Genomic DNA, 25,622 nt, shown 5'->3' on the forward strand with positions numbered 1-25,622 from the left:
ATTTGAATTCAGGGATGCGAACGTCCGAACAACCACAGCAAGTTCACGCAACACCGGGAGAGCAAGATGAAAGTGATCGTATTGGGCGCAGGCATTATCGGAACCGCTTCGGCCTGGTTCCTGAAGAAGCAGGGCTACGACGTCACCGTCATTGACCGTCAGCCCGGCGCAGCGCAGGAAACCAGCTTCGCCAACGGCTGTCAGATCTCGGTCTCGCACGCTGAACCCTGGGCCAATCCGGCTGCCCCGATGAAGGTCCTGAAGTGGCTGGGCAAGGAAGACGCCCCGCTGCTCTACCGCTTCCGTCCGGAATGGCTGCAATGGAAGTGGGCCGTGGCCTTCCTGCGCGAATGCACCGCCGCCCGCACCGACGAGAACATCCGCAACATCGTCGCCCTGTGCGAATACAGCCGCCAGACCCTGCAGGCCGTGCGCGCAGAGACGGGCGTGCAGTACGACCACCTGACCCGCGGGATCCTGCACTTCTATACTGAAGAAAAGGAATTCCAGGACTCCCTGCCGGCCGCCAAACTCATGCGCGACCTGGGCTGCCCACGCGAATCCATCGGCGCCGATGAAGTGATACGCATCGAACCGGCACTGGCCTCGATCCGCAACAAGATCGTCGGCGGCGACTTCACCGCCACCGATGAATCGGGTGACGTCTTCAAGCTCACCACCGGCCTGGCCAAGAAGAGCGAGGAAGCCGGCGTCGAATTCCGCTATTCCACCACCATCACCCGTCTCATTACCGAAGGTGCCGGTGCATCGGCCCGCGTGACCGGCGTGGAAATCATCAACCCGGACGGACGCCATGAAGTCTTGCAGGCCGATACCTTCGTGGTCGCCATGGGCAGCTTCTCGCAGCAACTGGTCAAGCCGCTGGGCATCGACCTGCTGCTCTACCCCGGCAAGGGCTATTCGGCCACCTACAAGGTCACCAACCCGGACGCCGCCCCCACCGTCTCGCTCACCGACGACGGCTACAAGCTGGTGGTCTCGCGCCTGGGCGACCGCCTGCGCGTGGCCGGTACCTGCGAACTGAACGGCTATACCCGCGAACTGAACACCACCCGCTGCGAAGCCATCACCCGCCGCACCCGTGAACTGTTCCCCGATGGCTGCGACTACGAAAACCCGACCTACTGGACCGGCCTGCGTCCGCTGACGCCCTCCAACGTCCCCTATGTGGGCAAGACCAAGTTCGCCAACCTGTACCTGAACACCGGTCACGGCACCCTGGGCTGGACCATGGGCTGCGGCTCAGGCCGGGCCATTGCCGAGATCGTCTCCGGCCACGTGCCGGAAATCGATTTCGCCTTCACCGGCCTGCCGCGCTGGAACCGGGCACGCCAGGTGGTGACCCAGGCCGCTTGAGCCTTTTGCTTTACCCTCTCGCGAAGGACCGGACTCCCGGTCCTTTTTTTATCCCCTTGATCTGGATCAGCGCAAGCCGCTGTTGAAAGAATATTCACATAGGGCAATCAGCCCTCCTTACAAACGCTGACTCCCCCTTGGTGTAGAATCCTCGCTTGCTCTGCGTCGCCGGCGTCTGGCCGGGCCTGCGCAGTGAGCGGGATTTCAACTCATCATCGTGCATCTTGCGGCATCATGGCTTCTTCCAGCCTGTTTTTTTCTGCTGCTGCCCCGGCTCGAACCGCTTGTTGTCGTTGATCTCCCTGCTCCCGACCCCATATGGACGGATATCCGTCACAGCCTTTTCCTTCAGTTGAAAAGGCCGGCAACATCAAAGGACCCTGCAATGAAATGGGCAATTGTCTTCATTTATCTCTTTTCCATCCTGTTCATCCACTTCCGTGGTCGGGTGCGCCTGCCCTTCCTGCGGCAGTTCTTCGACCACTCGTCGATCATGTCGCCGATCAATCTGTTCATGTACGCGTTTTCGCGCGTGCCAGCCGTGCCTTATCCGGCCGTCAAGCAGTTTGATGACCTGGCCATCATCGACCAGAACTGGGAAGTGATCCGCGACGAAGCCGTGGCCCTGCGTGAAATGGCCAAGATCAAGGCGGCGGAGAAGAATGACGACGCCGGTTTCAACTCCTTCTTCAAGGCTGGCTGGAAGCGCTTCTACCTCAAGTGGTACAACGCCAGTCATCCCTCGGCCGAGAAGTTCTGCCCCAAGACCGTGGAAATCTTGAAGCGCATTCCCTCGGTCAAGGCCGCCATGTTCGCCGAGCTGGCCCCGGGCGGGACCCTCAATCCGCACCGCGACCCCTTCGCCGGTTCGCTGCGCTACCATCTGGGCCTGGTCACGCCCAACGATGACCGCTGCTTCATCGAAGTCGACGGCCAGCGCTACAGCTGGCGCGATGGCCAGAGCGTGGTGTTCGACGAGACCTTCATCCACTGGGCGCAGAACGGCACCGAGACGAACCGCATCATCCTCTTCTGCGATGTCGAGCGGCCGCTGCGCTATCGCTGGGCAGAAGCCATCAATGGCTTCCTCGGCCGCACCATGATGACCGCCGCCGCCTCCCCCAATGAGACCGGCGACCAGACCGGGCGCGTCAACAAGCTGTTCCGTTTCGTCTGGCTGGCCGGGCAGTATCGCCGCCGCTTCAAGAACTGGAACAAGACCGTCTACAAGATCACCAAGTTCGGTCTCATCATTGCCGTCGCCCTGCTGATCATCTATGCCTGAGGCTGGATGGAGGGTAGCCGCCATCGGCAATCCGAAACAAGATCGTAAATGATATAAACAAAAATCGCCGGCTACCCAGTCGGCGATTTTTTTAAGTCAATCCCGGAACTGGCGTATTGATTTTCGGAGCATGAGAAGCAGGACCGGTCGCCGGCAGACAATGTCAGATCAGCGTCAATTCCGCTACACAGCTGGTTTGTAGCCGGTTTGTCTGATATCGGAAGGCGCCCGGGAGAGAAAAACTCACCAAGTCGCACGTAAGTGAAAATCACGCAAGAGTTGAAGTTTCCACATGGAAATGAAATGGAGATTTTTCTGCAGTGAAATGCAGAAACTGCTTCATTCCCCTGCTTGCCGCCTGTAAAATCGCTTTGCTTCCGTGCTAGCTTGATGGCGTGAATCTTGCAACGGGATCGTCTTCGTTGCGCTGTGACATGCCTTGCTCCTGACTGCGCTCCTGCCGATGGCCGGGCACTGCTTCATGGCATGTCAGCCAGCCCGCTGTCGAAGACGCCGGGCAAGCACAGCCGAGTACCGACCATACATAGAACAATGGGCTCATGCAGGACATCGACGACGAGATGAAAAAACCGCTGCTCAAGCATCTGGTAGAAATCACGGCCCACCGGGAGCATTCCCGCCTGGCCATCTCCGTCATCTCCGCGCTGTACCAGCTGACCGACGTCGAGGCCATCCGCATGCTCGACATCTTCACGCTGCGTGATGAACACTTCGTGCAGGAAAAGATGGTCATCCGCGATGGCGCCGTGCACACCATCGCCGAGCTCACCAGCGACGATCCCAAGGAACCGCTGTCGACCTATCCGGCCATGCTGGCCTGCATCCGCAATCATCTCAATGAGTTCCAGGAGACCACGGCCGATGGCCAGCATCTTTTGTGGCTGCCGGTCTGGCTGCATGGCAAGATGAATTCCTGCCTGGAGATCCGTAGCCAGGTTCCCTTTGCACCGGCCATGCTGGACGTGATCCACGGCATCTTCCACGTCTATTGCAATTACCAGAGCCTGCTCGACTACAGCGAGCGCGATGCCCTCACGGGCCTGTTCAACCGCAAGACCTTCGATGAACAGTTCACCCGCTACGCCTTTGCCATCGCGCCGCACGAGGCGCACTCGGTGGACCGGGACGAGCGCCGTCACGAGAGCAACGACGAACCCAAGGGTCACTGGCTGGCGGTGGTCGACATCGATCACTTCAAACAGGTCAATGATCGCTACGGCCATCTGTACGGGGATGAGGTGTTGATCCTGGTGGCCAATATCCTGCGCGCATCGTTCCGTGCGCATGACCGCATCTTCCGTTTCGGTGGTGAGGAATTCGTGATCCTGCTGCGCTCGACCACGCTCACCGATGCGCGCAAGATCTTCGATCGCTTCCGCCAGAACGTGCAGGAATACGATTTCCCGCAGGTCGGCAAGGTGACGGTGAGCCTGGGTTTCGTCAATATCGCGCGGGAGACGCCGGTGGTGATCCTGGGCCATGCCGACCAGGCGCTCTATCACGCCAAGAAGAGCGGTCGCAATCGCATCTGCTACTACCAGGAACTGGTCAATTCGGGTGTGCTGCGCTCGGGTATCACGACCAACGACACGGTGGAATTCTTTTAGTCGATCCACCTGCACAGCACAGACCTGCACCGGGGCCGCGCGAGCGGTCTTTTTTTCACCTGCGCTTTGTGTGTGCTGCCCTGCAAGGCAGATGGGGACTGGCCGGACTCATGCACGGCGTGCATTCGTTCATGTTTCAAAAGCATGAGACAACGACGTGCCGCTTCCGTATGATCGCCCTCGTCCGGCAGCGCATGCCTGAGGCGATATCCATCATTGCTCAGGACAGGCGCGCCAGCAAGCAAGGTGTTTTTGTGTTGTAACCTGAGGTATCCTCAGTTCCCTCTTGGCCCCGCTTCGGCGGGGCTTTTTTCGCTCTTGCAAAGTAGCTCAGAAATCCAGTTGCTCGATGCTTACTCCCAGTGCCGCTGCGATCCGCTCCAACGACAGCGGGCGCAAGCGGGTACTGCGTTCCTGCTGTGCATAAGCCGACTGCGAGATACCTATGCGCGCGGCGACCTCCTGCTGGGTCAGGTTCAGATGCTCGCGCCAGCTGCGCATGGGGGTCCATTGGTGTTCGACCATCATCGCGACGACCTCGTGCGGAACGTAGGCTTCATCCTCTTGAGGGAGCTCCTTGACATAATCCGCATACGGGATCACGACGAAGGCCGGCTTTCCATCGGCCCCGTGGATGATCTGAGTATTAGTACGGGCGTTCATTGCGCTTGCTCACTTCCTCGATAAAGACAATGCGGACAGTTCCGTCGAAGTTGAAGAAGACTCGATAGTGACCAACCCGAAGCCGAAATTGACAAGGATGATTCGTCAGCGATTTCACTTGCTGGCAATGCGGCATCAGTTCCAACTTGGCCGTTGCGTCCTTGATTCTGATTTGATCGGAGCGGTTGATCTTCAATAACTGCCTGATAGCTCTTGGGTGCCACTTGATCGAATTCATGCGCCTTAATTATAAGTCCATTATCAGTATTTACTCAATTTATTAGACCTGGACTTATTTCTCCGAGTCAGCACGCCAGCTTGCCCATGCCTCCCCTCTGCGGCAAGTCTGTCCCTCCATTCTCTGACGACTTCTCGAAAAACCTGAGCTCCGTGCTCAGGACAACACTGGCTCGGCAATTTCCGGAATCAAGCGAATCGGAATCGACTTGGCCGCCGGCACCTTGCTGCCCCGCGCGTGATGGAACAGCGGAATGAGCCGGTTGAGTTCGGGGAAGTAACCCATCACGCAGCCCACCGGAATATCGAAGGGTTCCACGCGCAGATGATCCACGCGGCGCTCCACGCCATCCTCCGATACCGTCTCGGCCGTCACGAAATCACCCGCCCCCAATCCCTGCTGCTGCAGATCGCGCTGGTTCATCAGCAGCACGCGGCGCGTTCCCCAGACTCCACGGAAACGATCGTCCAGCGAATACACGGTGGTGTTGAACTGGCTATCCCCACGCGTGGTCATCAGGCGCAGCACGCCCGCCGCATCAGCGGGCATGTCGGGGTCCGGCTCGAATCCCTGCGGGGTCTTGAAGTTGGCCTTGCCATTGGGTGTCGTCCACCGCCGCTCGCGGGCCGCCAGCGGACGCGCAAAGCCGCCGGGCGTCCACATGCGCTCATTGAAGTCACGGAAGATGTCCGGATAGGTCGCTTCGATGGCGTCACGAATCAGGGAGTAATCCCCGACCCAGGCATCCCAGTCCACGTGTGCATTCGCAGGCAGCAGGCGCTTGGCCAGCTCGGCCACGATGGCCGGTTCCGACAGCAGCCGGGGCGAAGCCGGCTCGGCGCGGCCGCGTGAACCGTGCATGCAGCCGGTACTGTCTTCCACCGACACCGCCTGCTCGCCACTGCGCTGGCGATCGATCTCGATGCGTCCCAGGCAGGGCAGCACGTAGGATGTCTGTCCGTGGACCACGCAGGACCGGTTGAAGTGCGTCACCACCTGAACCGTCAGTGGCAGCTTGCGCCAGGCAGGTTCCATCACACCATGATCGGGAATGGCGCGCACGAAATTGCCGCCCAGCATGAAGAAGGCGGACAACGCGCCGTCACGGATCTTCTCGCAGGCTTCCACCGTATTGAGCCCCTGCTCCATCGGCGGCTCGAAATGATAAAGCGCGCGCAGCTTGTCATTGGGTACCATCTGCGGTTTTTCGGTGATACCCACGGTACGCTGGCCCTGCACATTGGAGTGGCCTCGGATCGGGCAGATACCGGCACCGGGCTTGCCGATATTGCCGCGCATGAGCAGCAGATTGGTCAGCATGTGGATGGTGCGCACCGCTTCGCGATGCTGGGTCACGCCCATGCCATACATGAGCATGGCGCGACCGGCACTGGCATAGGTATCCGCAGCCAGCTCCAGCTCTGCACGCGAGACGCCGGCGTGGCGTTCGATCTCGCTCCACTGGGCCGCGCGCGCGCCCGCCGCGAATTCCTCGAAGCCACTGGTGTGTTCCTCGATGAAGGCCACGTCCAGCAGGCGCGGCAAACCTTCAGTACGGGCGCGGTCGTCGCGTTCCAGGATGCGCTTGGCCATGCCGATGGCGGCGGCAGTGTCGCCACCGATCCTGATCTGCACATATTGCGAACTGATGTCGGTATGTGCGGGGGTGATCATCTCCTTGGGCGATTGCGGATTGACAAAGCGCTCCAGGCCGCGTTCGCGCAAGGGATTGAAGGTGATCACCGGGACGCCGCGCTTGCGCGCCTGCTCCAGTGGATGCAGCATGCGCGGGGCATTGGTGCCGGTGTTGTGACCGAAGAAGAGGATGCACTCGGTCTGCCCGAAATCGTCCAGCGTGACCGTGCCCACCGGTACGCCGATGGTCTGCGGCAGCGCCACCGATGTGGATTCGTGGCACATGTTGGAACTGTCCGGCAGGTTGTTGGTGCCATACATGCGCGCCATGAGCTGGTACAAGTAGGAGGTCTCCAGCGAGGCGCGTCCGGAGGCATAGAACACCACCTTCTTCGGATCCATGGCACGCAATTGCGCGGCGATGTCATCGAAGGCCTCGTCCCACGAGACCGGCAGATAGCGGTCGCTGGCGGCGTCGTATTTCATGGGCTCGGTGAGGCGACCGGTGGATTCCAGTTCGAGATCGTTCCAGCTTTCCATCTCGGCCACGGTATGCCGGGCGAAGAACTCAGGCGTGGCACGCTTGCCGGTGATTTCCCAGGCGGTGGCCTTGGCGCCGTTCTCACAGAATTCGAACAGATGCGGATCCGCCGGCTTGGCCCAGGAACAGCTGACGCAGGCAAAGCCATCGGGCTTGTTCTGCTTCATCAGGATGCGCGTGCCGGTAGCGATCACGTGCTCCTGCTGCAGAATGGCCCCCAGTGCCTTGACCGAGCCCCAGCCACCGGCGGCGTTGTTGTATTCGTCGAAATGGGCTTGTTCGGGGATATCCTTGGTTTTCATGTCGCTTCTCCGAGCGTGACAGTTTCGTGGGGGACGCCCTGCGTAATCACCTGGTCGCCCTTTGGCGCGGCGCATGAACATCTTCTGCGTCCGGAGTTTCATGATGAAAGTGACGACGCAATTTGGCTGTAGGCGCTGCACCGATTTTCAGCGCTCCGGATTCCTACAGGCAGCGCTGCGACATGCCCCTGCGCTAATGAATTCCTACGGCAAACACGGCAGCGCGCCGACATCTTGCCAGCGCGAGTACGCGCATACTGCCTCCCATTGCACAGCCTGTGCGCTTGATCTTCTCCCCCGCATCATGATGAGCAGCCCCGCCCGCCGTTACGCTCCACCCTGCCCTTCCTTGCCTGCCGCGCTCGAGGAATTCATCGCGCCCGCCCTGCAGGAAGCCAGCCACGCGCAGCTGCCCATGGTCGCTGCGCGCCTGTTGCGTCAATTGGTGGTGGCGGGACTGGACCGCTTGCCCCTGCCCGGCCAGGGCGAGACGCTGGGTCGCTGGCAAGCGCTGGCCGCCGTCGCCGCTCAGGATCTGTCGCTGGCCAAATTGTTTGAAGCCCATACTGACGCCCTGGCGATCCTGGCCGAGGCCCGGCGGCCCTTGCCGCTGCATTCCATCTGGGCCGTCTGGTGTGCCCAGGGCCGACCGGGCAGCCTGCGCATGACGGCACAGGGAGATCACGTCATCCTCGACGGCGAGAAATCCTGGTGCTCCGGCGCGACCGCTGTCACCCATGCCCTGCTCGGCCACCGTGACGACGACGACCGCTATTGGCTGCTGGCGCTGGAGCTGGGTCAGCCGGGCGTCACCATCATCGAAGATGACTGGGCTGCCGTCGGCATGGCAGCCACGCGCACCGCGCGCCTGCAATTGCGCAACGTGGTAGCGCAGGTGGTCGGTGCTCCCGGCTTTTATCTGGAGCGTGCCGGTTTCTGGCACGGCGGCATCGGCATTGCCGCCTGCTGGTACGGCGCTGCCAGCGCGCTGGTAGCCGCATTGCGACAAGGCTTGAGACGGCGCGCCGACAGCCATGCGCTGGCGCGACTGGGCAGTGCGCTGTGCGGCCAGCATGCGGCAGCCACCTGCCTGCGCGAGAGTGCCGCACGCATTGATGCTCATCCACGCGCCAACGCCATGCAGGATGCCCTGCGCGCCCGTCTGATCGTGGAGCGGTCCAGCCTGCAGATCATCGATGATCTGGGGGCCGCACTCGGTCCCCACCCCTATTGCGGCAGCCGGCACAGTGCGCGCCTGCTGGCCGACCTGCCGGTGTGGCTGCGCCAGAGCCACGCCGAACGCGATCTGGCGGCGCTGGCCAGCGCCAGTCTTGAAGAGGAGCCTTCTCCATGCCTACTGTGAATGCCACGCCGTCCATCGTGACGGCAGACTCGGCGCGCCATATCGATATCGTCCATGGCACCGCCGAGGAGGTGTGGCAATCCTGCCAGCGCCTGCACGTTCTGCCCGAACTGGAGCTGTGCCACCTGGTGCCGCCACGCTCACGTGCGGTCATCCTGGCGCCGCATCCCGATGACGAAACGCTGGGTTGTGGCGGACTGATCGCCCGACTGGCCGGCATGATGCGCGAAATCGCAGTGGTGGCCGTCAGTGACGGTGAGCGCAGCCATCCGGCGACATCACCCCTGGCCGCGCGCCTGCCCCTGCTGCGTGCGGCGGAGAGCCGGGCGGCGCTGGAATGTCTGGGCGCGGGTCAGGCACAGATCCTGCGGGCCAGGATTGCGGACGGCCAGATCGGCCAACATCGGCTGGAACTGAAGGCCTGGCTGATCGCGCAATTGCGCCCTACCGACATCGTCTTTGCACCGTGGCGCCTGGACGGCCATCCCGATCACGAAACCGTGGGCGAAGTGGCCGCCGAACTGGAACACGAACTGGGCTGCAAGCTCGTGGAAGTGCCGATCTGGGGCTGGCACTGGGCGCAACCACTGGGGGGCGAATTTCCCTGGGGCCGGGCGCACAAACTCAGCTTCGATGCCGGAACCGGCATGATGAAACGGCGCGCCCTGCGCTGTTATCACAGCCAGGTCGGGCGCGACGGCCAACGCGATCCGGTGTTGCCGGCCGGCGTGCTGGCGCACTTCGTGCGGCCCTATGAGGTGTTCTTCCTATGACGACAGCGCAGTTTCCGGCCAGCGGCCATTTCGACCAGTTGTACGCGGCCAGCGACGATCCCTGGAAGACGCGCGAGCGCTGGTACGAACAGCGCAAGCGCGCCATCATCGAGGCCATCCTGCCGCGTCGGCAGTGCAATGCCATCTTCGAACCCGGATGCGGCAGCGGTGAACTGACGCTGCAACTGGCGACCCGCTGCCAGTGGCTGATGGCCTCCGATTTTTGCGCGGAAGCGGTGCGTATCGCACGGCAAAAGACCGCGCACCTGCCGCACGTCCAGGTGCGCCGGCAGTCGCTGCCCGAACAATGGCCGACGGCGGCGCAGGACATGCCGCCGCTGGGGCTGATCGTGTTTTCCGAGCTGTGCTACTACTTCGACGCCCCCAACGTGGCCGAGCTGGCGGCGCTGGCCGCCGCCAGCCTGGCGCCGCAGGGCCACCTGCTGGCCTGCCACTGGAAGAAGGATTTCGATGACCGCCTGCTGGCCACCCAGCCCATGCACCAGCTCATCGATACCCACCCGCGCCTGAAGCGCCAGGCCTGCTATGAAGACGAGGACATCCTGATCGATCTCTGGCGCAGGATCTGATCCAACCTTGATATCGCACGCACACCATCATTCTGGAAGGAGTGAGCATGATCGGCATCGTCATCCCCGCGCACGACGAAGAAGCCACCCTGCACGCCTGCTTGCGGGCCGTGCGCAAGGCCGCTTCGCATGCGCAACTGCAGGGCGAGGCAGTACGCATCGTGGTGGTGCTCGACAGTTGCAGCGATGCTTCCGAGGCCATCGCGCGCCGTCACCCGGTGAGGCTGCTGCCGCTGCAGGTCGGCAATGTCGGCGTGGCGCGCCATCATGGCGCCCGCTCACTGATTGCCGAGGGTGCACGCTGGCTGGCCTTTACCGATGCCGATACCCTGGTCTCGCCCGACTGGCTGGCAGCACAGCTGCACCTGAAAGCGGAAGCGGTCTGTGGCACGGTCACACCCGACAGTTGGCACGATCATCCCCCGGAAGTGCAGCAACGCTTCGCGCGCCACTATCGCGACCAGGACGGCCATCACCATATCCATGGTGCCAATCTCGGCGTCAGTGCAGAAGCGTATGTGCGCGCAGGCGGTTTTCCACCGCTGCGCTGTCATGAGGATGTCGCCCTGGTACAGGCCCTGCAGGGCATCGGCGCCCGCATTGCCTGGAGCGCGCAGGTGCGCGTGGTCACCAGCACCCGCCAACAGAGCAAGGCGCGCGGCGGCTTTGGCGACACCCTGCGACGATGGGCCAGCGAGGACAGTGCAGCCCTCCTGCCGGTTTAGCGCGCGTTGTCTCCTGATCGCACCACCTGCTGCGCCTGCTCGATGCTCACGTGATGATCTTCCACGGTATTGACCAGCCGCTGGCGCCTGGCACGTGAACCGAAGTTGTTGGCGTAGATCCAGGTGAATTCGGCCCCCAGCAGGAAGATCTGCGCCGAATAGTAGATCCACAGCAGCAGCAGCGCGAACGAGCCGGCCGCCCCGAAGCCCGAGGTCATGCCGGTGCTGCCCAGATACAGGCCGATCAGGTACTTGCCGATGATGAAGAGCACGGTCGTGGCCCCGGCACCGATCCACACGTCATGCCAGGACAGGGTCACGCGCGGCATGAACTTGTAGATCATCGAGAAGAGCGTGGAGAACACCACGAAGGACAGCACGAAGTTGAGCATCTGCAGCAACAGTTGCCAGCCCTCGAACCAGCCGCCCCACCAGCGTCCCAGCGCCGCCAGCGCCGCACTGACCACCAGCGAGATGATCAGCAGGAAGCCCAGACCGATGATGAGACCGAAGGACAGCAGCCGCGTACGCGCCAGTTGCCACACACCGCTCTTGCGCTTGACCGCGGGGATGCGCCAGATACGGTCCAATGCACTCTGCAGTTCGGAAAACACGGCCGTGGCGCCGATGACCAGCGTCACCACCGAAATGCCGGCGGCGATCATGCCCTCGCGCGGCTGGCTTACCGACTTCAGCAAACCCTGAATGGCGAAGGCCCCTTCGGTACCGACGATGTCGCGGATCTGGTTGACGATCTCGCCCTGCGCGGCGTCGTGGCCGAACAGCATGCCGGCCACCGCGATGGCGATCACCAGCATGGGCGCAATCGAGAAGATGGTGTAGTAGGCGATGGCCGCGCCCATGCTGGGCGCGAAGTCATCGATCCAGGCATTGATGGCGGCCAGGGTCATCTGCCAGGCCTGCTGGGCGCGCGTGCCGCCCCGGATCATCTTGACCTCGGCGGCCGGGTCCAGGTAATCGGAGGGCGCCGGTTCCAGCCTGGCCTTGACGATATCGATGCGGGCCGGCGCATCCGCTGGCAGTGGCGCTTCCTTGTTGCCCTTGGCCGCCGCCGCCCTGGCTCGCGCCGCTCCCTTGCGCCAGGCCGCGATCAGGGGCATGGCCAGGGTCACCACGCGCAAGGCGCGCTCCAGTCCCGCCGGCAGCCCATGGTGGCTGCTGCCATGGGAGGCGGTCCCGGCGTGCGCAACGCTCTGCCCCGCCGCCTGGCCCGGTAGCGATGAGGCTGCGGCACGCTGCTGGCGGCGCCTGCGTCCCAGCCATAACCCGACACCGGCGCTGAGCAGGGCACCGGCTACCAGGCCACCAGTGGATGGCACGCCGCCCTCGGCCGGATCAGGGCTGGCTGCAGTATCACGGGAAGCGGGACGAAACGGGTCGGAAGAGCTGCTCATGGAGACCTCGGCTTGACATATTGTTGTGGCAGTGTGACCGATGCGCGGTAATGATTGTTCCTTTTCGTGGGCAGCCCGTCCAGCCCTGTAGGAAGCCGCTGTCGGCGCCCCGGCAAGCAACGCGAAAACGGTGTGCGTGGTATAAAGGATGTCTTGGTGAAAGTCTTCACCGGCGGCATATCGCGTATGAACATTGCACATGAACATCGCCCATGACCCTGCCGCGTGAACATCACCCGTGAACCAGAGCGGCACGCGCCGGTCTGTCTGCATTCTCCCCAGGCCATCGCGCCTGCCCTGCGTTGTCGGCCTCGTTGCCGGAGCGGGCGGCGCCGGCCCTCCCCCAACCTGACGAACGAGGATTGCCCATGTATAAGGACGTACAGCTTTTCATCAACGGCGAATGGACCGCCAGCGCCTCCGGCCGTACCATCGATGTCGTCAACCCGGCGACCGAAGAGGTGATCGGCAAGATTGCCCACGCTGACCGCAGCGACCTGGATCGTGCGCTGGAAGCGGCCAAAAAGGGCTTCGAGACCTGGCGCAACATGTCCGCCTTCGAGCGTTCCAAGATCATGCGCCGCGCCGCCGACCTGCTGCGCGAACGCGTGGACGAAGTGGCGCGCCTGATGACCATGGAACAAGGCAAGCCGCTGGGCGAAGCCAAAATGGAAACCCTGGGCGCAGCCGATACCATCGACTGGTTCGCCGAGGAAGCCCGCCGCACCTACGGCCGCCTGGTGCCGGCCCGCGTGCCGGGTGCCTACCAGATGGTGATCAAGGAGCCGGTCGGTCCGGTGGCCGCCTTCACTCCGTGGAACTTCCCGATCAACCAGGTGGTGCGCAAGCTGTCGGCAGCGCTGGCTGCAGGCTGCTCCATCATCGTCAAGGCTCCGGAAGAAACCCCGGCCTCCCCGGCTGAACTGATCCGCGCCTATGCCGATGCCGGCGTTCCGGCAGGCGTCATCAACCTGGTCTATGGCGTGCCGGCCGAGATCTCGGAATATCTGATCCCGCATCCGGTGATCAGGAAGATTTCCTTCACCGGCTCCACCCCGGTAGGCAAGCAGTTGGCAGCACTGGCCGGCCAGCACATGAAGCGGGCCACCATGGAGCTGGGCGGTCATGCACCGGCCATGGTGTTTGATGATGTGGATGTGGATCTGGCGGCCAAGACCCTGGCCACCTCCAAGTTCCGCAATGCTGGTCAGGTGTGCGTGTCGCCGACCCGCTTCCTGGTGCAGAAGGGTGTTTTCAATGCCTTCGTCGACAAGTTCGTGACCTATGCCGAACAGCTGAAGGTAGGCAATGGCCTGGAAGCCGGCGTGAACATGGGTCCGGTGGCCAACAAGCGCCGCATCCCGGCACTGGAAGCGCTGATCGACGATGCCGTCGCACAAGGCGCACAACTGCGTACCGGTGGCAAGCGCATGGGTGACAAGGGTTACTTCTTCCAGCCGACCGTGCTGACCAACGTGCCACTGCATGCCCGCGTGATGAATGAAGAGCCCTTCGGCCCGCTGGCCCTGATCAATTCCTTCGAGACCCTCGATGAAGTGATCGCCGAAGCCAACCGCCTGCCCTTCGGTCTGGCCGCCTATGCCTTCGCCAAGTCGGCCCACACCAAGCACGCCCTGGCCGCGCGCGTGGAAAGCGGCATGCTGACCATCAATCACCTGGGCCTGGCGCTGCCGGAACTGCCTTTCGGCGGCGTCAAGGACAGCGGCTACGGTTCCGAAGGCGGCACCGAGGCCATCGAGGCTTACATCAATACCAAGCTGGTGACGCAGCTCGATGTGTGACGGCTTGAGTTGATGGGCTGATCGCCCTGCGCGATCAAAAAAAATCGGCGGACCTGCAAGGGTTCGCCGATTTTCTTTTGGCGCTACGCTTTTTATTCTTCGCCACCGCCACCCGAAGGCGGCACCAGGATATCGCGGCTGCCATTGCGCGACATGGCCGAGAGTACACCGGCCGTTTCCATCTGCTCCACCAGACGCGCGGCGCGGTTGTAGCCGATGCGCAATTGCCGCTGCACCGAGGAGATGGAAGCTCGCCGCGTCTTGAGCACGAAGGCCACCGCTTCGTCGTAGAGCGGATCGGATTCTGCATCGCCGCCCTCGCCACCGGCGAACATGTCGGCCTGGGCCGTGTCCTCGGAAATCGGCGGGGCCAGGATTTCCTCGATATAGCGCGGCTCACCGAAGGACTTCAGGTACTCCACCACACGGTGCACCTCCTCATCCGATACGAAGGCGCCATGCACCCGCTGCGGATAGCCCGAGCCCGGCGGCAGGAACAGCATGTCGCCATGGCCCAGCAGGGATTCGGCCCCCATCTGGTCCAGCACGGTGCGCGAGTCGATCTTGGAGGAGACCTGGAAGGCCACGCGAGTCGGGATGTTGGCCTTGATGAGACCGGTGATGACGTCCACCGAAGGACGCTGGGTCGCCAGGATCAGGTGGATGCCAGCCGCGCGCGCCTTCTGTGCCAGACGCGCAATCAGTTCTTCCACCTTCTTGCCGACCACCATCATGAGGTCGGCCAGTTCGTCGATGACGATGACGATGGTCGGCAGTTTTTCCAGCGGCTCGGGCGCGTCGGGCGTGAGGCTGAAGGGATTGGGGATTTTCTCACCCCGGGCAGCGGCTTCATCGAGCTTCTGGTTGTAGCCGGCCAGGTTGCGCACGCCCAGCTTGGACATCTTCTTGTAGCGCCGCTCCATCTCTTCCACCGCCCAGTTCAGCGCATGCGCGGCTTCACGCATGTCGGTCACCACCGGCGCCAGCAGGTGCGGGATGCCTTCGTAGATCGACAGTTCCAGCATCTTGGGATCGATCATGATCAGGCGCACTTCCTCGGGCGTGGCCTTGTAGAGCAGCGAGAGGATCATCGCATTGATGGCCACCGACTTGCCCGAACCCGTGGTGCCGGCCACCAGCATGTGCGGTGCGCGCGCCAGGTCGGTCACCACGGGCGTGCCGGTGATGTCCTTGCCCATGGCAATGGTCAGGTGCGAAGCCGACTTGCGATAAGCCTGCGAATGCACGATCTCGGAGAGCTTGATCATCTGTCGACGCGCATTGGGCAGTTCCAGGCCCATGCAGGTCTTGCCGGGAATGGTCTCGACCACGCGGATGGACGTCAGGCCCAAGGCGCGCGAAAGATCTTTCATCAGGTTAACCACCTGGGCGCCGCGCACGCCTTGTGCGGGCTCGACCTCGAAGCGGGTGATCACCGGACCGGCCTCGGCGCCCAGCACCGTGACCGGCACCTTGAATTCGCGCAGACGCTGCTCGATCAGGCGACCGGTTTCCTGCAATTGTTCGGGGTCGACCTCGATGCGCGATTCGGGTACTTCATCGAGCAGATCCAGCGAGGGCAGCGGGATGTCCACACGCGGCTCGTCGATATCGTCGATCCCCCCCTGCGATGCCATCGCGACCGCTTGCACATGGGCGGGGGCCGGATCGGGCATGCGTACCGTGAAGGCCGGAGCAGGCTGGATGGGCGGCTGTTCGGGCGCCGGGTCGGGCAGCATGTCGAACCAGGGAGCGTTGAAGGTGCCCAGGTCGATGGGTTCCTGCGGTTCGGGCATCGGTGCCGTGAAGGGCGGCACGGCGGGAGCGACGACCGGCGGCGGCACCGGAACCGCAGCGGGCAGCGGCCCCAGGGATGGCGGCAGCGGCTGTCCCTGCGGGCTCAGAGGCACGATGGGCGGCAACTGCGGTTGCGGTTGCGACGGCAGCAGCGCGGCCGTGTCCTGCTCGCCGCTGCTCTGCTGCAGCGAACGCATCAGGCGCGTGGGTACCACATCGGCGCGCTCGGCTGGCTTGTCTGCCGCACTCCCCGTCTCAGGGGGACGACCCACGCTGCTGATGCGAATGCTGCGCGTAGGCTGGGCCGGTGCCGGATTGCCGCGCGCAATGGAGGGCGGAATCGGACGGATCGGCGGGGATGGCGTGGCCGCGCGCGACAGGCTGGCATCGGCTGCGGCACTGGCCGCCGAGATGGCACGACTGGCAGCAGCACGCGCCAGCATGGCTTCGGTCGGACGCAGGCTTTCGAAGGCGGCCCATTCGGATTCCGGACGCGGCTTGGCGGCGGGCCCCGCCTGACGCGCATTGAGCGAGGGCCACTTGCCGCCCTGCGCGCTGCCGGTGGGCGTGGCCTGGCCGTTGCGGCTGCCGCCGGTCAGGGCCGACAGGGGGACTTTCCAATCGTCGCGCGGCGCTTGCTCGGCCGGACGTTCGGGTGCCGGGGCCGGCGTCAGGCGCGCCGGACGGGGACGCGGTGCGAAGGGCGAGGCAGGCGGTACGCGCTTGGCAGCGGCCGACGAGGGCGCGCGCGGCAGCGGTGCCCGGCGTTCCGAACCCGGCGGGAAGCTGTTGCGGGATGGGCCAGCACTGCCGTGATGACCGCTCATGCGTACCCGTTCGCTTTCGATGCTGCCGCGGCGCGGCAGCCCGAGGTCCAGCTCCGGATGCTCATCGCGCCCCACAGGGGCGCTGCGACCGAACATCGCGCTCAACACCCATTTCAATCCCAGCGCCAGCAAACCCAGCATCAGCACGGCGGCGATGCCACGGCTGATCTTGCCGCCCAGCGCATCCATGAGGGCCGCGCCCAACAGAGCGGCCCCCGGTCCTTCATCGCCGGAGACCAGTTGCGAACGCACCAGCGACTCGACCGCACTGCTGGCCCCCAGCAGCAGCAGGCTGCCGCACCACAGGCGAATGGCACCGCGCCCGCCGAAGATGGACTTGCGGCCGAGCGCGCGCGCTACCGTGCGCAGCAGCAGCGGCAGCAGCCAGAGGACCGACCAGCCAAACCATTTGACGAAAATCATGCTACTCCCAAACTCCACCGGCCTGGCAGCGCCAGACGGCCTCGTGAATCCATACGGTGCAAGCTATTGCTGCATCGCAGGCTGCGAGTGTAAACCAAACCGGCGCCCTGCCGCCGCACATCGGCTGGCCTTTTGGTGCAGAGCACGCCAAGCCTCAACGGCCATGACAATGGCAATCCATCACGTGATCATTGATCACGCCCACGCCCTGCAGATAGGCATAGATGATGGTGGAACCGACAAACTTGAAACCGCGCCTGGCCAGTTCCTTGGAAATCGCATCCGACAGCGGGGTCTTGGCCGGACAATCCGCCAGCGAGGCCCAGCGGTTGACGATGGGCTGGCCATCGACCTTGCTCCACAGATAGGCGTCGAGCCCGCCCACTTCCTCGCGCAGTTGCAGATAGGCACGCGCATTGCCGATGGTGGCCGCCACCTTCAGGCGGTTGCGCACGATGCCGGGATTGGCCAGCAATTGCGCCACCTTGCGCTCGTCATAACGGGCGATTTTCTCGGCATCCCAGTCGTCGAAGGCGGCACGGTAGCTCTCGCGCTTGTTGAGCACGGTCTCCCACGACAGCCCCGCCTGGGCTCCTTCCAGGTTGAGCATCTCGAAGAGGCGCCTTTCATCGTGGCAGGGCACCCCCCATTCGTGGTCGTGATACTGCACATAGCGCGGATTGGCCAGGTTGACCCAGCCGCAGCGGACAGGTGTTTGCGTCATGATCATGTTGCTTTCTTCATATCGGCCAGATCAGACCGGCCACAGCGGCGGCTCATCCATCAGCGCGATCTGTTCGCGCAGCTCCAGGATGCGGTCCTGCCAGTATCGTTGGGTATTGAACCAGGGGAAGGCTACCGGGAAGGCCGGATCATCCCAGCGCCGCGCCAGCCAGGCGGAATAATGGATCAGGCGCAGGGTGCGCAGGGCTTCGATCAGATACAGCTCGCGCGGCTCGAATTCGCAGAAACTTTCATATCCCGCCAACAGGTCGGCCAGTTGGCCCACCATCTCGCGGCGCTCCCCCGAGAGCAGCATCCACAGGTCCTGCACGGCCGGACCACTGCGGCTGTCATCGAAATCGACGAAGTGCGGGCCGGCGTCGGTCCACAACACGTTACCGACATGGCAATCCCCATGCAGGCGCAGCGTGCGGATCGCCCCGGCCCGGTCGTAGCAGCGACGCACGCCGTCCAGTGCCTGCTGGACCGTGGTGCGCCAGGCGGTGGCCACATCCATCGGGATGAAATCATGCGCCAGCAGCCAGTCGCGCGGTTCTTCGCCGAAGCTGGTGATATCCAGCGCGGGGCGGGCCGCGAAAGGACTGCGCAGGCCGACCGCATGGATGCGGCCAATGAAGCGCCCCAGGCGCTCCAGGGTATCGGCGTCGTCCAGCTCGGGCGCGCGGCCCCCATGGCGGCGGAAAACGGCGAAGCGGAAACCGGCATGGCGATGCAGGGTAGCGCCGTTGTCCAGACGCATGGCGGGTACCACTGGCACCTCTTCGTCGGCCAACTCCTGCGAAAATGCGTGTTCTTCGAGGATCTGTTCCTCACTCCAGCGCAAGGGACGGTAAAACTTGGCCACCAGCGGCGGGCCGTCCTCCATGCCGACCTGGTAGACGCGGTTTTCATAGCTGTTCAGGGCCAGCAGGCGACCATCGCCATACAGGCCCAGCGCATCGAGGGCATCGAGCACCGTATCGGGCGAGAGCGTGGCGAAGGAAGTGGCGTCGGGCAGATCGGGAGCGGGGGCGGCGGGATTCATCCGTCTATTGTACTGTCCGCAGGCGTGGGCGCCGCATCAGAATGCCGTGTGCCGACCGACAACACTCGCGCCCCCGGCGCAATGCCTTTACACTCCTGCCTTTAGCATCTGTCACTGGAACCATCATGCAGCTTGACCAGCCCCTTTCCGACGCCGAATTCGACGAACTCGACGATTTTCTCCTCTCCGATCGCTGCGCCGACGATGTGATGACCATGGACACCCTGCACGGCTACCTGACGGCGCTGGCCATCGGTCCGCAGGAAGTGCTGATGGCCGAATGGCTGCCGCGCGTCTGGGGCAGCCGTCCCGAAGACACGCCCAAGTTCAAGAATGGCAAGGAAGCCGAGCGCATCACCAGTCTGATCGCGCGCACCATGAACGAAATCGCCATCACCTTCGAGGTCGCACCCAAGGAATATGAACCGCTCTTCTGCGAGCGCGAGCACGAGGGCAAGCCGCTGCTGGATGCCGAAGCCTGGGCCTGGGGCTTCTGGGAAGGTATCCAGTTGCGCGCGGCGCAGTGGGATGAAATCTTCCATTCCAACCTGGCGCCGCTGATGCGTCCGATCTACCTGCTGGGCTCGGAAGAACTGGAAGAGGAAGAAACCAAGCTCATCGACGACCCGATCAAGACCCACAAGCTGGCCATCGAGATCGAATCGGCCATTCCGCACATCTACCGCTACTGGGCGCCCAAGCGCAAGTCCGCGGTCGAGCAGGTCCAGCGCGATGCACCCAAGACCGGCCGCAACGATCCCTGCCCCTGCGGCAGTGGCAAGAAGTACAAGAAATGCTGTGGGGCAGATTCGGAAGAATGATTCACCCACCCCCATGAAAAAGGCGCGCCAGATACCGGGCGCGCCTTGTTTCTTCATACAGGACGGTTTTTTCTGCCAACCGCCCTGCCACCCTGCCACCTTGCATCACTCCTTGATGAAGTGCTCGCGGTAGTACTTCAGTTCTTCGATGGATTCGAGGATATCGGCCAGGGCGGTGTGCATCTGGCGCTTCTTGAAACCGGTGGCGATCTCGGGCTTCCAGCGCTTGCACAGTTCCTTCAGGGTCGACACATCCAGGTTGCGATAATGGAAGAATTCTTCCAGCTTGGGCATGCCGCGCACCATGAAGCGGCGATCCTGGCAGATGGAATTGCCGCACATGGGCGACTTGCCGGCCGGGACGTATTGCTTCAGGAAGGCGATGATCTGCTGTTCGGCGTCGGCTTCGGTGACGGTGGAGGCCTTGACGCGGTCGATCAGGCCGGAACGGCCGTGGGTACCCTTGTTCCAGGCGTCCATGCCGTCCAGCAGTTCATCGGACTGGTGGATGGCCAGGACCGGGCCTTCGCCCAGCACATTGAGTTCAGCATCGGTAACCACCACGGCCACTTCGATGATGCGATCCTTGTCCGGATCCAGGCCGGTCATTTCCATATCGACCCAGACCAGGTTCATTTCATTGGGACGGACAGGCGCGGCGGGGGCTTGTGACATAATTCTTCCTTATTGACGGGATGGGGTCTGGCCCCATCTACTGCAGGGTTCATTGCTGGGTTCGCTCGCCCGGATCGGACCGGACGGCACGGCGCGCAAGCCTGCCACCGGCGTCGGCTGGGGCAGATCGCGGGCCTGGGCCTCGAACTTCCGCCATTTTCGCACAGGGACAGCATGTCTTCACTTTCGTTTTCGGTTTTGTTCGTCGTATTCCTGGCCATCAGCCTGGGCGTGCGTTTCTGGCTGGCCTCGCGCCACATTCGCCATGTCATCGCCCATCGCGCCGCCGTGCCGTCCGAGTTCGCGGAAAGGATCCCGCTGTCGGCCCACCAGAAGGCGGCCGACTACACGGTTGCGCGCACCAAGTTCGGTCTGGTGACGCTGCTGGTCAATGCCGCGGTCCTGATCGGCTTCACCCTGCTGGGCGGGCTGCAATGGCTCTCCAGCCTGCTGCTGGACTGGACCGGGGGTCCGGGCATGCTGTACCAGATTGCGCTGGTGGCCGGCTTCGGACTCATTTCGGGCGCAGTGGACCTGCCCTTCGACTACTACCGCCAGTTCAGGCTGGAGGCCGGTTTTGGCTTCAACAAGATGACCCCTGGCCTGTTCTTCAGCGACATGATCAAGCAAACCCTGCTGGGCGCCGTGATCGGCCTGCCGCTGCTGTGGGTGGTGCTGGTGTTGATGGAGAAGGCCGGCGCGTTGTGGTGGTTTTATACCTGGATGGTGCTGTGCGCTTTCCAGCTGCTGATGCTGGTGATCTACCCCAGCTTCATCGCGCCGCTGTTCAACAAGTTCACCGCGCTGGAGGATGACAGCCTGCGCAGCCGCATCGAGGGCCTGATGCAGCGCGTCGGTTTCGCCTCCAAGGGCCTGTTCGTGATGGATGGTTCCAAGCGCAGCGCGCATGGCAATGCCTACTTCTCGGGCTTCGGTTCGGGCAAGCGCATCGTCTTCTTCGACACCCTGCTGGCGCGCCTGGCCCCGCATGAGATCGAAGCGGTGCTGGCCCATGAACTGGGTCACTTCAAGCTCAAGCACATCGTCAAGCGCGTGGTGGTGATGTTCGGCCTGTCGCTGGCCTTCCTGGCGCTGCTGGGCTATCTGAAGGGCCAGGCCTGGTTCTACACCGGCCTGGGCGTGGAGCCGATGCTGCTGGGCAGTAACGATGCCATGGCGCTGATCCTGTTCATGCTGGTGCTGCCTATCTTCACTTTCCTGTTCTCGCCGCTGTCGTCGCTGTCCTCGCGCAAGCACGAGTTCGAGGCCGATGCCTTCGCCGCGCAGCACACCAATGCGCAGGACCTGGTCTCGGCGCTGGTCAAGCTGTATGAAGACAATGCCTCGACCCTCACGCCCGATCCGCTGCATTCGGCCTTCTATGATTCGCATCCGCCGGCGTCACTGCGCATCCAGCATCTGCATGGCGCGATGGCTGCAGCCGGCGGCAATCACTAAATTTTTCATCGTATTCAAGGCGGGCGTCATGAATGACATTGCCCGCCGCAGGAGAACCCCATGAGCATCACCGCAAGCACCCTCGCCGCTTCCCGCTGCATCCAGCCCATCGAGGCACTGGATGAGGCCGCCATCGCCAGCCACCTGGCCGCCCTGCCCGACTGGACGATCGAGGGCGGCAAGCTGGCGCGCAGCTTTGCCTTCGGCAACTATTACGAGACCCTGGCCTTCGTCAATGCAATCGCCTGGATCATTCACGCGGACGACCATCATCCGGAACTGGTCGTCACCTACAACCGTTGCAGCGTGAAGTTCGACACCCACAGCGTCAATCAAGGTCGTGGCGGTCTGTCGGCCAATGACTTCATCTGCGCGGCCAAGGTCGACGCCATCTTCGCCCAGCGTGCACCGGCCTGATGGGAGTCCGCAAGCAAGGTGCGCGCAGCGCACGGGCGGGATCGGCAACGGGCAAGGCCGAGCTGGAACCGGGGCTGGTCATTGCCGCCCACGGACGTCACTACCTGGTGCAGGCAGGTGAACAGAAACTCAATTGTGTCACCCGCGGCAAGAAGAGCGACGTGGCCGTGGGCGATCATATTCGTCTGGCGCGCACCTCTGCCGACCAGGGCGTGGTGGAGAGCATCGACGAGCGTCGCACCCTGCTCTATCGCTCGGACCAGTACAAGTCCAAGCTGCTGGCGGCCAACGTGGATCAACTCTTCATCGTGGTGGCGACCGAACCGAGTTTTTCGGATGATCTGGTCTCGCGTTCGCTGGTGGCCGCCGAATCAGCTGGCGTGGCGGCGCACCTGATCCTGAACAAGACCGATATCACCGAAGCGCTGCCGAGGACGCGCGAGCGCCTGCAGGTCTACGCGCGGCTGGGCTATCCGGTGCACGAAGTCTCGGCCAAGGCACAGCCGGAAGAAACCCGCGCGGCCTTCATGCCGCTGCTGGCCGGCAAGAGCACCATCCTGATCGGCCAGTCGGGCATGGGCAAGTCCTCCATCATCAACCTGATCGTGCCGGACGCCGATATCGCCACCCGCGAGATTTCGGCCGCGCTCGATACCGGCAAGCACACCACTACCTTCACCCGGCTGTACCAGATGGAGCAGCAAGCCAGCATCATCGATTCGCCGGGCTTCCAGGAGTTCGGGCTGTACCAGCTGTCTGAAGGCATGCTGGAACGCGCCTTCCGCGACTTCACGCCGTATCTGGGCAAGTGCCGTTTCTACAACTGCCACCATCTCAACGAGCCGGGCTGCGCGGTGCTGGAGGCGGTGCAGGCCGGCGAGATTGCGGGCATGCGGCACCAGCTGTATGCGCAGCTGGTGCATGAGTCTTCGCAGACCTTGTACTGATCCTGCTGCCGCTCAGAACTTGTAGGCCGCCGTGAAGACCAGCGCACGCGGTGCGCCCGGTGCGATCTGCGACACACCGGTGGCGCTGGCATAGTAGCGGCGGTTGCTCAGGTTGGTGATCGCCAGCGTATAGTCGGCCCGTGCCAGGCGATAGCCCAGCATGGCGTCCCAGCGGGCGTAGCCAGGCAGTTCGAGCAGGTTCTCGCGATCGGCAAAGCGCGCGCCCTCATAGACTAAGCCGGTCTCGCCGAACCAGCCCTGGGGAGGCGCATAGGCGACGAACAGGCTGCCGTTGCGCGCCGACACCCCTGACGGGCGTTTGCCCGCCAGTTGCGCCTCGGCCCTGACGACGCGTGAATTCTGCCGGGTCCAGCCACCGCGCACGAACCAGTGGCGCGCCAGCTCTCCGGCCACGCTGAACTCAATGCCGCGATTGCGTTCCAGCCCGGTCTGGCTGAATACGTCGGGCTGTACCGGATCGCGCACGATGCGGTTGTAGAGTTCCAGTTCGAACCAGGCCAGTGTGGTGCTGATTTTGCGCTGGAGCCAGTCGCTCTTGACGCCGGCTTCGAGCTGGCGGCTGAATTGCGGACCGAGGTCGTTGCCATTGCCCTTGGCGCCCGGAGACAGACCGATCACGTCGCCACCGACCGGTGCGTAGTTCTTGCTCCAGGAAGCGTAGAAATGATGCTCGGGCAGTGCCTCCCACACCGCACCGATGCGCGGGCTCAGTGCATGACTGGAGCGCTCGCTGCGCAGCTTGAGCAGGCGGCTACGCGAATCCACCTCGAAGTGATCCCAGCGCACGCCCACCAGCCCCTTCACGCGCGCGCCCAGGTCGATCTGGTCTTGCGCATAGAAACCGGTCGTCTTCACCTTGTGATAGTTCATCTGCCAGGGCTGCGGCAGCGAACCTGCGTTGTCGTGCTGGTCCGGGTCGGTCAGGGAGACCGGGCGCGCCGAGCCCATCCACAGCCTGGGCTCGCGCTTTTGCCAGCCGTACTCGGCACCGGCCAGCAACTGGTGCTGCACTGCGCCCGTGGCGAGCTTGCCCAGCACTTCCAGATTGACCTGCACATTGCGCTGCTGCAGGTTCTGCTGAAAGCGGCTGCGCTGCACGCGCCCCAGATCGGGCCCCGCGCTCACAAAGGGTTGGCTGGTGAAGGTATTGTCAAAGTCGCTGTTGAGATCGAACACGCTCACCTTCTGGCGCAGGCTCCAGTCGGGCGCGATAGCGCGTATCAGGGTGGAGCGCAGGTTCAGGCTGGTATCACGAATGAAGTCGCGTCCGGCCGCACCGAAGAAGGTGCGATCGGACGCCACCGGCAAGGTATAGGCACGGGCCGTACCATTGCGCGTGACTGCCGTGACCCGCGCCGGTACGCCGCGATCGGGGATGCGGTCGTATTCGTCGTAGTCGGCTTGCAGCAGCCAGCTGTCAGGGCCGGACTCCCACTTCAGCGCGGGCGCGAAGTATTGGCGCGTGCCCCGCACCTCATGGCGGAAGTGCGTCTCGTGCTCACGCCCGGCATTGATGCGCAGCGCCCATTGCGCTCCCAGCGGACGATTCCAGTCCACCGCCGCGCCCAACTGGCCGCGACTGCCCCAGGTGGCCGACACCAGGCCAAAGTCTTCCCGTGTGGGCTGCTTGCTGATGCGGTTGATCACGCCGCCGCCACTGCCGCGCCCGTAAAGGACGGCGGCCGGGCCCTTGAGGATTTCGATGCGCTCGATGTTGCCCAGACTGCGCACGTATTGCGCATCGTCGCGCATGCCGTCCAGAAGCGTGTCGCCCGCATTGGAAAAGCCCCGCAGCCGGAAGGCATCGAAGCGCGTATCGGAGACGTTGGACACACCCGGCACCCCGACCAAGGCGGCCGCCAGCCCACGACCACCGTAAGCCCGGACTTGGGCAGCATCGACCGCCTGCACCGTCTGCGGCACTTCGCGCACATCGGTGGCGGTGCGGGTAGCGCTCTCCAAGGGACCAGGACGCGGATCCTGCACGCTGCGCTGGCCGCGCACCTCGATCGCAGGCAGGGGGGCGGCATCGCTCCCCTCGCCTTCTTCTGCCACATCAGCGGCATAAGAAGGTATGGGAAACGCGAACAAGGCGGCCACCAGAGCCGCCGACAAGGTGCGCAGCTTCGGC

The 25,622-nt window shown here is 63.5% G+C and carries 21 protein-coding genes; 12 read left to right on the forward strand and 9 right to left on the reverse strand.

What is annotated here, in order from left to right; genetic code table 11:
• The first annotated feature begins 66 nt into the window (after positions 1–66).
• The 3 genes from HWE01_RS02545 (at position 67) to HWE01_RS02555 (ending at position 4,290) form a co-directional block, all read left to right on the forward strand.
• Positions 67–1,377 (forward strand): D-amino acid dehydrogenase, encoded by a 1,311-nt coding sequence (locus HWE01_RS02545; RefSeq protein WP_241821020.1) that lies wholly within the window; start codon positions 67–69, stop codon positions 1,375–1,377.
• A gap of 385 nt (positions 1,378–1,762) precedes the next feature.
• Positions 1,763–2,662 (forward strand): lipid A hydroxylase LpxO, encoded by a 900-nt coding sequence (gene lpxO, locus HWE01_RS02550; protein ID WP_008326998.1) that lies wholly within the window; start codon positions 1,763–1,765, stop codon positions 2,660–2,662.
• A 560-nt stretch (positions 2,663–3,222) separates the two neighbouring features.
• Entirely contained in the window at positions 3,223–4,290 is a 1,068-nt protein-coding gene (locus HWE01_RS02555; RefSeq protein ID WP_008326997.1) for a GGDEF domain-containing protein, read from the forward strand.
• Positions 4,291–4,620: 330 nt separating this feature from the next.
• Here HWE01_RS02555 and HWE01_RS02560 read toward each other — a convergent pair whose 3' ends face one another.
• The 3 genes from HWE01_RS02560 to HWE01_RS02570 all read right to left on the reverse strand — a co-directional run bounded on the left by HWE01_RS02560 (position 4,621) and on the right by HWE01_RS02570 (position 7,669).
• Positions 4,621–4,953 carry a helix-turn-helix domain-containing protein gene (locus HWE01_RS02560; protein WP_034350035.1) on the reverse strand — a complete coding sequence of 111 codons (333 nt, stop codon included), beginning with the start codon at positions 4,951–4,953 and terminating at the stop codon, positions 4,621–4,623.
• The gene (locus tag HWE01_RS02565) at positions 4,937–5,191 is read right to left on the reverse strand and encodes a type II toxin-antitoxin system RelE family toxin (RefSeq protein WP_241821021.1); all 255 of its coding nucleotides are present in this window, start codon (positions 5,189–5,191) and stop codon (positions 4,937–4,939) included. Before HWE01_RS02565 ends, HWE01_RS02560 begins: the two co-directional genes overlap by 17 nt.
• Before the next feature lie 156 nt (positions 5,192–5,347).
• Positions 5,348–7,669: an FdhF/YdeP family oxidoreductase gene (locus tag HWE01_RS02570; RefSeq protein ID WP_241821022.1), complete on the reverse strand. Its 2,322-nt coding sequence runs from the start codon at positions 7,667–7,669 to the stop codon at positions 5,348–5,350.
• Positions 7,670–8,018: 349 nt separating this feature from the next.
• Here HWE01_RS02570 and HWE01_RS02575 point away from each other — a divergent pair, with 349 nt between their 5' ends.
• The 4 genes from HWE01_RS02575 to HWE01_RS02590 are packed head-to-tail and all read left to right on the forward strand — an operon-like array spanning position 8,019 to position 11,120.
• Complete coding sequence (locus HWE01_RS02575; RefSeq protein ID WP_241821023.1) at positions 8,019–9,032, forward strand: acyl-CoA dehydrogenase family protein; 1,014 nt, start codon at positions 8,019–8,021, stop codon at positions 9,030–9,032.
• Positions 9,020–9,805 carry a PIG-L deacetylase family protein gene (locus tag HWE01_RS02580; protein WP_241821024.1) on the forward strand — a complete coding sequence of 262 codons (786 nt, stop codon included), beginning with the start codon at positions 9,020–9,022 and terminating at the stop codon, positions 9,803–9,805. The genes HWE01_RS02575 and HWE01_RS02580 overlap by 13 nt, the downstream gene beginning before the upstream one ends.
• On the forward strand, positions 9,802–10,395 hold the full coding sequence (locus HWE01_RS02585) for an SAM-dependent methyltransferase (RefSeq protein WP_241821025.1): 594 nt from the start codon (positions 9,802–9,804) through the stop codon (positions 10,393–10,395). The genes HWE01_RS02580 and HWE01_RS02585 overlap by 4 nt, the downstream gene beginning before the upstream one ends.
• A gap of 47 nt (positions 10,396–10,442) precedes the next feature.
• Positions 10,443–11,120 (forward strand): glycosyltransferase family 2 protein, encoded by a 678-nt coding sequence (locus HWE01_RS02590; protein ID WP_008326981.1) that lies wholly within the window; start codon positions 10,443–10,445, stop codon positions 11,118–11,120.
• Here the strand turns inward: HWE01_RS02590 and HWE01_RS02595 are convergent.
• Positions 11,117–12,535, reverse strand: coding sequence for a YihY/virulence factor BrkB family protein (locus HWE01_RS02595; protein WP_175343099.1), 1,419 nt, complete (start codon positions 12,533–12,535; stop codon positions 11,117–11,119). The two genes, HWE01_RS02590 and HWE01_RS02595, sit on opposite strands and share 4 nt — an antisense overlap.
• A 368-nt stretch (positions 12,536–12,903) precedes the next feature.
• On the opposite strand from HWE01_RS02595, the gene HWE01_RS02600 reads away from it, so the two are divergent.
• Positions 12,904–14,337: an NAD-dependent succinate-semialdehyde dehydrogenase gene (locus tag HWE01_RS02600; protein ID WP_008326977.1), complete on the forward strand. Its 1,434-nt coding sequence runs from the start codon at positions 12,904–12,906 to the stop codon at positions 14,335–14,337.
• A gap of 92 nt (positions 14,338–14,429) precedes the next feature.
• Here HWE01_RS02600 and HWE01_RS02605 read toward each other — a convergent pair whose 3' ends face one another.
• From HWE01_RS02605 to HWE01_RS02615, 3 genes are all read right to left on the reverse strand, one after another.
• Complete coding sequence (locus HWE01_RS02605) at positions 14,430–17,384, reverse strand: DNA translocase FtsK (protein ID WP_241821026.1); 2,955 nt, start codon at positions 17,382–17,384, stop codon at positions 14,430–14,432.
• A gap of 154 nt (positions 17,385–17,538) precedes the next feature.
• A complete protein-coding gene (locus tag HWE01_RS02610; protein WP_241821027.1) occupies positions 17,539–18,108 on the reverse strand; it encodes a DNA-3-methyladenine glycosylase I in 570 nt (189 codons plus the stop codon).
• A 30-nt stretch (positions 18,109–18,138) separates the two neighbouring features.
• The gene (locus HWE01_RS02615; RefSeq protein WP_175343101.1) at positions 18,139–19,152 is read right to left on the reverse strand and encodes a serine/threonine protein kinase; all 1,014 of its coding nucleotides are present in this window, start codon (positions 19,150–19,152) and stop codon (positions 18,139–18,141) included.
• 125 nt (positions 19,153–19,277) lie between these two features.
• Here HWE01_RS02615 and HWE01_RS02620 point away from each other — a divergent pair, with 125 nt between their 5' ends.
• A complete protein-coding gene (locus HWE01_RS02620) occupies positions 19,278–19,973 on the forward strand; it encodes a UPF0149 family protein (RefSeq protein ID WP_008326972.1) in 696 nt (231 codons plus the stop codon).
• A 105-nt stretch (positions 19,974–20,078) separates the two neighbouring features.
• Here the strand turns inward: HWE01_RS02620 and orn are convergent, their stop codons facing one another.
• Entirely contained in the window at positions 20,079–20,648 is a 570-nt protein-coding gene (orn, locus tag HWE01_RS02625; RefSeq protein ID WP_008326970.1) for an oligoribonuclease, read from the reverse strand.
• 174 nt (positions 20,649–20,822) lie between these two features.
• Here orn and HWE01_RS02630 point away from each other — a divergent pair, with 174 nt between their 5' ends.
• Genes HWE01_RS02630 through rsgA form a run of 3 tightly spaced genes read left to right on the forward strand, consistent with a single transcriptional unit; the run spans position 20,823 to position 23,470 of the window.
• The gene (locus HWE01_RS02630; RefSeq protein WP_241821028.1) at positions 20,823–22,106 is read left to right on the forward strand and encodes a M48 family metallopeptidase; all 1,284 of its coding nucleotides are present in this window, start codon (positions 20,823–20,825) and stop codon (positions 22,104–22,106) included.
• Positions 22,107–22,166: 60 nt separating this feature from the next.
• The gene (locus tag HWE01_RS02635; protein WP_241821029.1) at positions 22,167–22,523 is read left to right on the forward strand and encodes a 4a-hydroxytetrahydrobiopterin dehydratase; all 357 of its coding nucleotides are present in this window, start codon (positions 22,167–22,169) and stop codon (positions 22,521–22,523) included.
• Positions 22,523–23,470 carry a ribosome small subunit-dependent GTPase A gene (rsgA, locus tag HWE01_RS02640; protein WP_175343105.1) on the forward strand — a complete coding sequence of 316 codons (948 nt, stop codon included), beginning with the start codon at positions 22,523–22,525 and terminating at the stop codon, positions 23,468–23,470. Before HWE01_RS02635 ends, rsgA begins: the two co-directional genes overlap by 1 nt.
• A gap of 12 nt (positions 23,471–23,482) precedes the next feature.
• Here the strand turns inward: rsgA and HWE01_RS02645 are convergent, their stop codons facing one another.
• The gene (locus HWE01_RS02645) at positions 23,483–25,591 is read right to left on the reverse strand and encodes a TonB-dependent receptor (protein WP_502798416.1); all 2,109 of its coding nucleotides are present in this window, start codon (positions 25,589–25,591) and stop codon (positions 23,483–23,485) included.
• Between the last annotated feature and the right edge of the window lie 31 nt (positions 25,592–25,622).

Origin of the sequence: Herbaspirillum sp. C7C8, from assembly GCF_022627875.1 — a bacterium.
GTDB lineage: Bacteria > Pseudomonadota > Gammaproteobacteria > Burkholderiales > Burkholderiaceae_D > Herbaspirillum.

Bases quoted from the DNA above. Each gene is read 5' to 3' on its own strand.
- HWE01_RS02630 (WP_241821028.1), top strand. From the start codon at position 20,823: ATGTCTTCACTTTCGTTTTCGGTTTTGTTCGTCGTATTCCTGGCCATC.
- HWE01_RS02580 (WP_241821024.1), top strand. From the start codon at position 9,020: ATGCCTACTGTGAATGCCACGCCGTCCATCGTGACGGCAGACTCGGCG.
- HWE01_RS02590 (WP_008326981.1), top strand. From the start codon at position 10,443: ATGATCGGCATCGTCATCCCCGCGCACGACGAAGAAGCCACCCTGCAC.
- HWE01_RS02565 (WP_241821021.1), bottom strand. From the start codon at position 5,191: ATGAATTCGATCAAGTGGCACCCAAGAGCTATCAGGCAGTTATTGAAG.
- lpxO (WP_008326998.1), top strand. From the start codon at position 1,763: ATGAAATGGGCAATTGTCTTCATTTATCTCTTTTCCATCCTGTTCATC.
- HWE01_RS02635 (WP_241821029.1), top strand. From the start codon at position 22,167: ATGAGCATCACCGCAAGCACCCTCGCCGCTTCCCGCTGCATCCAGCCC.
- HWE01_RS02605 (WP_241821026.1), bottom strand. From the start codon at position 17,384: ATGATTTTCGTCAAATGGTTTGGCTGGTCGGTCCTCTGGCTGCTGCCG.
- HWE01_RS02545 (WP_241821020.1), top strand. From the start codon at position 67: ATGAAAGTGATCGTATTGGGCGCAGGCATTATCGGAACCGCTTCGGCC.
- orn (WP_008326970.1), bottom strand. From the start codon at position 20,648: ATGTCACAAGCCCCCGCCGCGCCTGTCCGTCCCAATGAAATGAACCTG.
- HWE01_RS02555 (WP_008326997.1), top strand. From the start codon at position 3,223: ATGCAGGACATCGACGACGAGATGAAAAAACCGCTGCTCAAGCATCTG.
- HWE01_RS02600 (WP_008326977.1), top strand. From the start codon at position 12,904: ATGTATAAGGACGTACAGCTTTTCATCAACGGCGAATGGACCGCCAGC.
- HWE01_RS02615 (WP_175343101.1), bottom strand. From the start codon at position 19,152: ATGAATCCCGCCGCCCCCGCTCCCGATCTGCCCGACGCCACTTCCTTC.
- HWE01_RS02620 (WP_008326972.1), top strand. From the start codon at position 19,278: ATGCAGCTTGACCAGCCCCTTTCCGACGCCGAATTCGACGAACTCGAC.
- HWE01_RS02560 (WP_034350035.1), bottom strand. From the start codon at position 4,953: ATGAACGCCCGTACTAATACTCAGATCATCCACGGGGCCGATGGAAAG.
- rsgA (WP_175343105.1), top strand. From the start codon at position 22,523: ATGGGAGTCCGCAAGCAAGGTGCGCGCAGCGCACGGGCGGGATCGGCA.
- HWE01_RS02610 (WP_241821027.1), bottom strand. From the start codon at position 18,108: ATGACGCAAACACCTGTCCGCTGCGGCTGGGTCAACCTGGCCAATCCG.
- HWE01_RS02585 (WP_241821025.1), top strand. From the start codon at position 9,802: ATGACGACAGCGCAGTTTCCGGCCAGCGGCCATTTCGACCAGTTGTAC.
- HWE01_RS02595 (WP_175343099.1), bottom strand. From the start codon at position 12,535: ATGAGCAGCTCTTCCGACCCGTTTCGTCCCGCTTCCCGTGATACTGCA.
- HWE01_RS02570 (WP_241821022.1), bottom strand. From the start codon at position 7,669: ATGAAAACCAAGGATATCCCCGAACAAGCCCATTTCGACGAATACAAC.